The 9,792-nt window shown below is 58.0% G+C and carries 9 protein-coding genes, 1 tRNA gene and 1 pseudogene; 6 read left to right on the forward strand and 5 right to left on the reverse strand.

Features of this window, described 5'->3' with window-relative positions; genetic code table 11:
- Both NW815_RS03640 and NW815_RS03645 read right to left on the reverse strand, forming a co-directional pair.
- Positions 1–441 (reverse strand): annotated as a pseudogene (locus NW815_RS03640) (4-vinyl reductase); the annotation flags it as partial.
- Positions 442–759: 318 nt separating this feature from the next.
- On the reverse strand, positions 760–1,080 hold the full coding sequence (locus NW815_RS03645; protein ID WP_414415719.1) for an Hfq-related RNA-binding protein: 321 nt from the start codon (positions 1,078–1,080) through the stop codon (positions 760–762).
- 304 nt (positions 1,081–1,384) lie between these two features.
- Between NW815_RS03645 and gvpA the strand changes: the two genes are divergently transcribed.
- The 6 genes from gvpA (at position 1,385) to msrP (ending at position 6,023) form a co-directional block, all read left to right on the forward strand.
- Positions 1,385–1,603, forward strand: coding sequence for a gas vesicle structural protein GvpA (gene gvpA, locus NW815_RS03650; protein WP_011429717.1), 219 nt, complete (start codon positions 1,385–1,387; stop codon positions 1,601–1,603).
- A gap of 289 nt (positions 1,604–1,892) precedes the next feature.
- On the forward strand, positions 1,893–2,909 hold the full coding sequence (gvpC, locus tag NW815_RS03655; RefSeq protein WP_414389909.1) for a gas vesicle protein GvpC: 1,017 nt from the start codon (positions 1,893–1,895) through the stop codon (positions 2,907–2,909).
- A gap of 79 nt (positions 2,910–2,988) precedes the next feature.
- Positions 2,989–3,873: a gas vesicle protein GvpN gene (gene gvpN / locus NW815_RS03660; protein WP_011433426.1), complete on the forward strand. Its 885-nt coding sequence runs from the start codon at positions 2,989–2,991 to the stop codon at positions 3,871–3,873.
- A 32-nt stretch (positions 3,874–3,905) separates the two neighbouring features.
- Entirely contained in the window at positions 3,906–4,250 is a 345-nt protein-coding gene (locus NW815_RS03665) for a gas vesicle protein (protein ID WP_414389911.1), read from the forward strand.
- A gap of 72 nt (positions 4,251–4,322) precedes the next feature.
- Positions 4,323–4,742, forward strand: a complete 420-nt coding sequence (locus tag NW815_RS03670) for an LptA/OstA family protein (protein ID WP_414389914.1) — start codon at positions 4,323–4,325, stop codon at positions 4,740–4,742.
- Positions 4,743–5,066: 324 nt separating this feature from the next.
- Positions 5,067–6,023: a protein-methionine-sulfoxide reductase catalytic subunit MsrP gene (gene msrP / locus NW815_RS03675; RefSeq protein WP_414389915.1), complete on the forward strand. Its 957-nt coding sequence runs from the start codon at positions 5,067–5,069 to the stop codon at positions 6,021–6,023.
- A gap of 17 nt (positions 6,024–6,040) precedes the next feature.
- Here the strand turns inward: msrP and NW815_RS03680 are convergent.
- From NW815_RS03680 to NW815_RS03690, 3 genes are all read right to left on the reverse strand, one after another.
- Positions 6,041–6,114 (reverse strand) — tRNA-Arg (locus NW815_RS03680).
- Between the two features lie 12 nt (positions 6,115–6,126).
- The gene (locus NW815_RS03685) at positions 6,127–6,768 is read right to left on the reverse strand and encodes a ribonuclease HII (RefSeq protein WP_414389918.1); all 642 of its coding nucleotides are present in this window, start codon (positions 6,766–6,768) and stop codon (positions 6,127–6,129) included.
- A gap of 35 nt (positions 6,769–6,803) precedes the next feature.
- Positions 6,804–8,975, reverse strand: coding sequence for an Rne/Rng family ribonuclease (locus tag NW815_RS03690; RefSeq protein WP_414389920.1), 2,172 nt, complete (start codon positions 8,973–8,975; stop codon positions 6,804–6,806).
- Between the last annotated feature and the right edge of the window lie 817 nt (positions 8,976–9,792).

The following is a 9,792-nucleotide window of genomic DNA, read 5'->3' on the forward strand; positions in this document are numbered from 1 at the left end:
CCCCAGGGTGCGGGCCACGGCGGAGTCAAAGAGGTTGATGAAAATAAACCCTTGCCGCCGACTCTCGGTTTCTACCTCCCAGCGCCCCCATCCTTGCGAGGTCAGAGGCCACCACCAGGTTTCCAAGAGAAACATGAGATTACTCTGCTTGGGCTGGCGCCGATATTCCTCCTCAAACCAGCGGGAAAAATGGACAGCATCGTTGCGTCCCCACTCTCGGCCAATGGTGTACATCAGAGAAGCCGAGGCATCTCCCACTTCTTCCTCCAGGCCCTGCTGTAAACCCAGGATAAAGTCTTCGCTCACCAAGACATTGCGGGCGCCCGTCCAGTCCACAAGGGATCCCTGGGAGAGATTAAAGCGGAAAAAGTCTTCGCGGCTGTAGTGGTTATGCCGTTGGGCGGCAGGCTGAAGAGGTATCTCAATGGGGGCAGTCGTCATGGTTGGGTGAGGAGAGATCAGATTTTTTAACACATCATACCCTTCTTAATTGGCATTTTTACCAAAAAACTGGGTCTAAAGCCTCGTCCTCAAGGCCTACGGCCCGCTGACGCAGTTGCAACAGCGTTGCGGAGCAATGGGGGACGGCTTTGGGATAGACTCAGGGCGACGGCAGGGTAGTCAACCGCTCCAAAAACCCAGCAGGAGTGGGTCAACTGGAGAAAACTGCCCTCAGAGGGAGACAGAAAAGCCCTGAGTTGTTGTAAAGATTTATTCAAAAATTGGGAAGAAGAGCTGTACAGGGATCCGGAGCAGTACTTAAGACTGAGGCCTGACCTTGATGAAAGCAATGGCAGACCGCCACAGCAGCGACTCCCGCCCCTCGGCATCGGCCAAACAGAGGCAATCGGGATCCTGCCAGCGCAACTGGCCGACGAAGACATCTCCGGTATTGAGTTTGACCTCGAGGGTTTCCCGATCCTTGATGACCTTCTGCAGGCGACGCACGCTCGGGATCCCGGTGTTGAAATCGGTCACGACAGCCCTATCAGCCAGCGAGAAACGGTATGTCAGCAAGCCCACTGCCCCCAGTATAGGGGATCCCTGCCGCTTCCCACTGCCCCTCCACCACACTTCCACAACTTGGGCTCAAAACTCGCCCTCATCTTTGCCCATTTTTTCTGCTGGCGAGTACTATGTAGGGGGGATGGCGCTTAGAAAAGCGGTAAACCTTTCGAGTTCGCCGTCTTTTTTAAGCGAATCTACGGGTGTTCTCCCCGAAAAAAGCCAGCACAATAGGGCTAGGGTGATAGAGGGTGCGGCTGTCGCCCTAGGGAAGGTGAATCCTCAGCTGGGATCCCTTCTACATGCCATTTTGCCGCCGAGTTGTCTGTCCTTTTCAACCCTCATCAGTATCAGCAGTATCAGTGCAGGAGAGATCGTTATGGCAGTAGAGAAAGTGAACTCCTCGTCCAGCTTGGCCGAAGTGATCGATCGCATCTTGGATAAAGGTATCGTGGTCGATGCCTGGGTGCGGGTTTCTTTGGTTGGGATCGAGCTGTTGGCCATTGAAGCCCGCGTCGTTGTGGCTTCCGTGGAAACCTACCTGAAGTACGCTGAGGCTGTGGGTCTGACGGCTACTGCTGCTGCTCCTGCCGTCTAAATCTGCCTAACCAAAATCACTCAACCAAGGAAAGTGCCCACAACCCTCTCGCCTTGAGCATCGCAATGGTTGGATGAGTTATGCTCTCTGGGCGGAGGCGTAGGAAGCTAGCCGTCGGAAAGCGAGGCAGGGATCCACCGCCGGTCTCTGCCTTGCTTCTGCGGGTTTTGTTCGAGGATTGAGTCTTGCAGCCGCACTGAGCTACAGGTTGGCAGTGCCATCGAGTTGGGAACAGGCAGAGAAGCTGTATCCACCCAAGCATTGAAAACGACGTGAGGGATTGGAGATCATGAGTTTGCAGGAACAATGGGCCATAGCTCGCAGCCGGCGGGTGACTCAAAACCGAAGTTTGTTAAGCCGATCCCGGCAGCAGCGTCTAGAGCAGCACCAAGCCCTGATGGTTGAGCTGGGGCAGCGCCGCCAGCAACGACAAGAAGCAATACGGCACCAGACGGAGCAAACCCGCAGCCAATTGCAGAAACTGAGGCAGGAGCGGGCTGTGAGGCGATCCCTGGACGAATGCTCCCGTTCGGAAGCGGCGGCTCAGCGGGCCAAGTCGGTGGCAGAGAGTCTGGCTCGCCTGGAGCAGGAACGAGCTGCTCAATTGGAAGTCAGCCGGCAGCAATTGCAGGCTTTCCGGGCTAACTTGACTGCGGCTGTGGAGCATTTGCTGAGCACCTATACGCAGGCTCGGCAGGCGATGGCCGACAAAACTCAGCAAGCGCGGCAGTCTTTTTGCGCCGATTTGCGGCAGTGGGTACAGGCTCTCCGGCAAATGGCTCGACAGGAGCTGGCTCAGATGGCTCAGGAACAGCAAGCCCAGGCCCAGGCCCTGCGGGGATCCCTGGCCACTTTCCGGGCGGAGTTGCATAAGCAGGTGTGGGGCAATGGGATCCCTGACCTCATCCCAGAACCTGAAGTCTCCACTTCCAGTGCAAGCTCTAACAGTGCCGTTGCGACTGCCGGTGAGACTGCTTCCGACTCAACGCCTGTAGCCGAAGGTCAAACCCCGGTGGAGCCGTCCGCCCCGGTCTCTGTTTCCCAACCCCCAGGGGGTTTGACAACGCTCGAACCCCCTGAAGTTCCGCCTACTGTTGAGAAACAGGTGGATCCCATCCTTGACTATGTCAACAAGTATGTGAGTGATCTACAAGCGCAGGATCCCAACTTGACCCTGCTGCAGGTAATTGGGGATCGGGAACGGGTGCGGGATTTGTTGGCCCGCGGCGCGGTGGATCTGGGGTTGGATCCCTCGGAAATCTTGGCTACGCTGCGGCGCATGGTGTCGGGGACGGTCGCAGTTTAGTTGTGCCGAGCGCAGGAAGAACATCCGGGCTATAGTCAAGGCAAAGGAGTCTAGGGCAGCAAAGAGGTTGAGTATCTCCATGGCCACGGTTCTGCAGGCGCGTCCCCGCCAGTTCGTGAACACCCCCTACATTGAGCGGATTACCCGCCGCGCTTTGCGCTATTTGCAATCGGGCTTTGCGGTGCATTTGCGGGGGCCTTCGGGTACGGGCAAAACCACTTTGGCGATGCACCTGGCCAGCCTGCTGGGCCGTCCCATTATGCTGATCTATGGGGATGACCGCTTCGATTCTTCCGACCTCATCGGGGGGCGCACCGGTTTTACCCATCGGCGGGTGGTGGACAACTTCATTCACTCGGTGGTGAAGACGGAGGAGGATGTGCAGCAGCGCTGGGTGGATGCCCGCCTCACCTTGGCTTGCCGAGAGGGGTTTACCCTCATCTACGACGAGTTCAATCGCTCCCGCCCTGAGGCCAACAATGCTCTCCTGAGTGCCTTGGAGGAGAGGCTGCTGGTGTTGCCGCCGGACAGCAACCGCTCGGAATATCTGCGGGTGCATCCCCAGTTCCGGGCCATTTTTACCTCTAACCCGGAGGAATATACCGGGGTTCACAGGGCCCAAGATGCGCTGCTGGATCGGATGATCACCATCGATATGGGGGAGCCGGACATCGAGACCGAAAAGGAGATTCTCACCTCGCGAATAGGCTTATCCGGCCCCGACGCCCTCAAGATCGTCCACATTGTGCGGGCTTTTCGCCGCAAGTTGGATCTGACGCGCCACCCCAGCCTGCGCAGTTGTTTGATGATCGGGCGCATTGTCAAGGAACATGAGCTGGCAGTTAGCAAAGAGAATGCCGATTTTCGCGCTTTGTGTGCGGATGTGCTGTTGCCGCGAGCCGGCAAGCGCTATGAAGAGGGATCCCAGCTGCTGAATTATCTGCTAGACCAACTGCCTGGCTGAGTCTTTTGCCTGTTGGTACACTTTGGAGGTCGATGAACTCTGTGCCGATTAGCTCTCAACCCTTGACCACGGCTACTCATGGCTCCTCGCTGGCCGATGTGTTGGAGCGGGTGCTGGACAAGGGCATTGTGATCGCCGGAGACATCACCGTTTCGGTGGGCAATGTGGAGTTGCTGAATGTGCGCATTCGCCTGCTGATTTCTTCGGTGGATAAGGCCAAGGAGATCGGCATCAATTGGTGGGAATCGGATCCCTATCTCAACAGCCAGGCGCGGGAGCTGCTGGAAGCCAACCGACAGCTCATGCAGCGGGTTGCCGAATTGGAAAGACAGCTTGCCCAAGCTCTACCCCAGGGGAGAAAGGGAACGGATCAGTAGGCTGCCCCGCCATTATGACCAGGATTGAGAAGCTAGACTGGCTGCTGGGGTGGTTTGACGGGGTGATGGGGCATGACTTTGGAGATAACGCTTGACCGGAAGGGTTGGCAGCGGCTGAAGACACTGGGCTGGGCTGTGGGTGTGGTGCTGGCCCTTGGAATCCCGGCTTGGGGTCAGAATCCCCGTGCCATCAGCATCAGCGCCGATGTGCAGGAGGCCAACGCCAACACAGGGGTTTTTACGGCCATTGGCAATGTCACCCTCAGTTTTCCTGCCGAGCGGCTTACGGCCCGCGCCCAAAGAGCTGTGTATTACAGCCAGGAGCAACGCATTGAGCTGGAGGGCCAGGTCATCATCAACCAAGGGGAGAATCAGTTGCAAGCGGAGAAAGTCATTTACCACATCGACAAGGGCACCATCCAAGCAGTGCCATCGGCAGGGCGGCAGGTGGAGTCTATTTACGTTTTGCCGGAGCCCAGCTCAAGTCCTTAGCTGATCCCCACACTTTTTTCCAGCAGCACGGACTCAGCCAACACGGCTATACCGTGATTTCGTCACCGATCATCCCAGCCTGCAGGGTTTCCCTCACCCCCAACCCCTCTCTCAAAAGGAGAGGGGAGCCAGGGACAGACATAACAAATCGTTTCATTGCTGTTTGAAATGACTACATTTGAAATGACTACACATGGGGCAGCGCTGGAAACGAGCTCGGGGAATGTCGGCTTAGATCCGTTTAGGATGTAGTAATTCATTTAGGATGTAGTAGTTCGGGCGGCAGACTTTTTCCCTGACTCTGAATCAAAGGATGGCTGATGGATGTTCGGGATCCGAGTTCCTCACCCCTGGCAACGAGAGGCACAGGTCACTCCAGAAGAGATGTTTTTCAGCCGGCGGCAATTTCTAGCGCAACTGGGATCCGTTGGGGTGGGAGCCAGTTTTTCTATTTTTGGGTTTGGCAGCAGGGGAGCTGCTCCCTCGGTAGAACGAGAGCTGAGGGGGATCCCACTCAACCCCCACTTTTCGGATGTGGGCAGGCCCGTCACCGAGGAGATTGTAGCTTCTCGTTACAACAACTTTTACGAGTTTGGCTCCGGCAAGCGCGTCTGGCGGGCTGCACAGGCTTTGCCCACGGATCCCTGGACTGTCGAGATTACCGGGCTGGTGCGGCATCCTCAGCGGTTGGGCCTGGAAGATCTGTTTAACTTCCCCCTCGAAGAGCGCATCTATCGCTTTCGCTGTGTGGAAGCCTGGGCGATGGTGGTGCCGTGGTTGGGCTTTCCGATGCGGCTGTTGCTGGAACGGGTGGATCCTTTGCCGACGGCTCGATTTGTCCGCTTTACTTCCTTTTACGATCCGGAAATTATGCCTGGCCCGATCTGGCCCCCCAACTTGCCTTGGCCCTACACGGAAGGGTTGCGGATCGAGGAAATGGCTAACGAGTTGGCCTTTTTTGCCCTCGGCGTTTATGGCAAGCCGTTGCCCAAACAGCACGGAGCGCCAATTCGCATGGTAGTTCCCTGGAAGTATGGCTTTAAGGGGGGAAAATCCATCGTCAAAATCGAGCTTTTGGATCATCAACCCTCTACGTTTTGGAATACCCTCGCCCCTGAGGAGTATGGATTTGAGGCCAATGTGGATCCTAGGGTGCCCCACCCCCGCTGGTCACAGGAGCAGGAAGTCTTGATCGGTTTCGGATCCCGTTCCCAGTGGCAAATTGTTCCCACCTTGCCCTACAACGGGTACGGAGAGTATGTTGCCCACTTATATGGCTGAACTTATATGCCTGAAGACGCCCACGAAAGGATTCGAACCTCCGACACCTGGGACCGGAACCCAGTGCTCTAGTCCACTGAGCTACGTGGGCAATGCAACTGCATTAACCATCATATCTGCTGACTTTCAGTTCTGCCAAGGGGGCAAAGCTGCGGCGGTGCTGCGGGGTGGGCCCCAAGTTCTGCAACGCCAGTCGGTGCTCCCGCGTGCCATAGCCAGCGTTGGTGCGCCAGCCGTAGCCGGGGTACTGCCGATCCCAGCTCTGCATCAAGGCATCTCGCCAGACTTTGGCCACAACTGAAGCAGCGGCAATGGAGAGGCTGATTTGATCCCCCTTGACCAGGGCCGTTTGCCGGGATCCCAGCTCGGCCAGCGGCAATCCATCCACCAAAATGTGTTCGATTGGATCCAACTTGGCCAAAGCCCGCTGCATGGCTAGCACCGTGGCCTGGCGAATGTTGAGCCGGTCGATCTCAGCAGCAGAGGCACTGCCAACGCCCACAGCCAAAGCCACCTGCCGAATCCGTTCCGCCCATTGAGCGCGTTGCTGCGGACGCAGTTGTTTGGAATCCCTCACTCCCTCCAGTTCTTTGGGATCCATCTGGGCCGGCAAAATCACCGCCGCCGCCACCACTGGCCCAGCCAGGGCTCCCCGCCCCACCTCATCCACCCCCGCCACTCGCAGGATCCCTTGCTGCCAAAGGGATCCCTCCCAGATCAAACTCGGCCTTGCCCGCTCCACCATACTCCCATGCCTGCCCCTGGGCTTGAGAGCAGCGCCTAACTGCTGCGGGAGCGCCGTCGCCTGGAGGCTGCTGGAGATTGCTGGGCAGGGCTGATCCCCAGTTCCGCGGCTGGCTCGGCCAAGCTGCTCTGCACTGCTGGCACGAACGATTCAGCAGAGGAGATTTCGGGTTCAGAAAGTTCGGGTGGAGAGAGGTTGTCCAGCAGCTCCTTCTCCTGCAGAGCCTCCGGTTCGGGTGCCAACTCCTCTGTCTGAGAAGTTGCCTCAGTCTCCATCCTGGGCGGACTTTCCGCCTCTAGAGTTCCCGGCAGAACCACCCTAACCGCCGTGTCTCGGCCCCAAGGCGGCGGCTGGTCAAGCAGCAACAGCGGCGACAGCCCCAGCTCCGAGTAGACCCGTTGTTGTAACGGGGTCATCTCCACGGTGACGGTTTGCCGTACCGGGGCCGGACGGCCTTCTGAGGACTCCGTCCCGCTGGCGCGAACGGTGCGGGCTGGGGGAGCGTGGTCTTTGCGTGCGGTGGATTCTGCCTCTTCCCCAGGGCCAGAACGGCGGGGTTCTTGACGCTTTAGGTCTGCTCCGCCCCCTGGCAGTTGCATCGGCTCTGGGGCTTCCTCGTCTGCAGGAGTATCTGGGCTCCGCGTAACGAGGCGCTGGCCGGTGCGGGGATCCCCCCAGTCTTCACGGGGACGCTTGCGTCCCGTTTCAACCCGTGGCTCTTCCTCCAGATCGTCTGAAGTCGTAAAGGGATCCGGGCTGGGGCGTCGTTGTCCGGGGGCAGAGCGCGACCGCCGCAGCAGCGCACGGCTATCGCCTCGAGACAGCCCATCGCTCCCCACTCGCAGGCGTGCCCGTTGGGGGTTGCCATCGCGGGGCAGGATCGGGCCGGCGTCTTCCTCATCCCCTTCTTCCACCTCGGTGGGTAGCGTTACCGTCAGGCCGCTTTCTATTGTTAACAGATGCCCTGGCTCGGCCCCCGGCAAGCGGGCCAGGATCCCCAGCCCCTCACAGGTGGGGCAAGAATAGCCGAAGATCTCGTAAAGGCTTTGCCCCTGCCGTTTGCGGGTGAGCTCCACCAGCCCCAATTCCGACAGTTGGACCACCTGTGGGCGAGCTTTGTCGCTGGAGAGGGCCTTGTTAAAATGCTCCAAAACCAGCAACTGGTCGCGGCGGGAATCCATATCGATGAAGTCCACCACAATCACACCGGCAATGTTGCGCAGCCTCAATTGGCGGGCAATCTCGGTAGCCGCCTCACAGTTTGTCCACAGCACTGTCTCCCGAGAAGTGGCCGATTGGGTGAAGGAGCCCGAGTTAACATCAATTACCGTCAGGGCCTCGGTGGGCTCGATGATGATGTAGCCACCAGAGGGCAGATCCACCCGTGGCCGCAGCGCCTGCCGAATAACCGCGTTGACCCGAAAATACTCCAGAATGGGGGTGGGCTCGCGGTGGGCATCGACAACGACACCAGGGGGCATTTGGCCCTTGTTCCAGCCCTGCAGATAGCTACGGACTCGCTTCGCTCCTGCCGCAGAGTCGGTCACAATACGGTTCACATCGTCGGAGTAAACATCCCGCAGCACCCGCTGAATAAAGTCGTCATCCCGGTTGAGTAGCCCCGGCCCCCGTGCCGCCTGATACTGCTGTTGAATATCTTCCCAGAGTTTCTTCAATTGCTCCAGGTCGTCGATCATCGCTTCTTCGGACACACCTTCCGCTTCGGTGCGCACCAACAGGCCCATCTGCGGGGGTTTAATCAAAATGGCCAGCGACTTCAAACGGTTGCGCTCTTCTCGATCCTCGATGCGGCGGGACAGATGAACGCCTTTTCCGTAGGGTCGCAACACCAAATACCGCCCTGGAAAGGCCAAATCTCCGGTAAGCCTTGGCCCTTTGTTGCCGGTAGGCTCTTTCATCACCTGTACCAGCACCTTTTGCTGCGGCAAGACCAGCTCAGAAATCGAGGCATGACTTCGCTTGAGGCGCAGCGGGCCCAGGTCGCTGACGTGGATAAACCCATTGCGCTCTGCAGGGCCGATGTTGACGAAAGCGGCATCGATGCTGGGCAGAACGTTCTCGATGATTCCGACGTAAACGTCTCCCACTTGGTGAGCGCCGCTGGCGACGATCAGCTCCTGCACTTGATCTTCGGCGAAGACGGCTGCCACTCGATGTTGCTCGGCAATGACAATCTGCCTGGGCATTAACTTCCCTCCCCGCCCCAAGGGCACGCGGTTACGGGTTGAACCCTCATTCTGGCGAGGTGTTGTCCTTTTGCCGGGATCTGCTCAAGTTTCTTTGACCAGGATTGACTCATCATGGGGGTGTCCATTACCCTCAGCTCTGCTTTGACGCTTGGCTTTGTTTCCTCTCCAATGGGTGAGGTGAGTTTAAGTGCATGTGAACTACCCAATGCTGGCTCTGGTGGGTACAGCGGGGGGCTTCTGCTGATTGGAAGGAAAACTCATCGGATGGGATGAATGGATTCGGTGAGGTTTGCATGGAGATTCATGGATGGGCTCAATCGATAGGCTCAGGGAGCAAGACGGCTCCGCCTCGGGAGATCGAACGCTGGCCCATTGCAGAACCCCAGTTGTGCGGCCCAGCCTGTTCGCGAAAGCGTCGCGTAGCGATAGTCCACAACAAGACAGGGTTTGCGCGCGGAAAGAAGCACCTTCTCAGGGTAAAATTTTCTGGTTAGATCTGGGCTAGGTCGAAGAGGCACACTTTTCTGTTGCACCTATCGACTCGACCCCATCACGCCTGTTACCTGCCCTGGGTACTGAGTTAAGAGTGTCTCCATTCCAGAATCCGGCCCAGCTTTTGCCTGCTGCTCACCCCGCCCTTGGTCAAGTTGATGCTTGGCGAGCCCCACAGCGGCAGGAGCCAGCAATAGCAGCATTATAGCGCTTGTGGGATCCCTCAGCCCAGACAGACCCTTAGCCCTTGGGTTGCTCCCAGAGGAAGTGCTCAATCTGGATCGGCTAGGGGGTTCTGATACATTTACGCTGAACACTGCTG

The organism is Synechococcus sp. R6-7, from assembly GCF_047461695.1.
Lineage (GTDB): Bacteria > Cyanobacteriota > Cyanobacteriia > Thermostichales > Thermostichaceae > Thermostichus.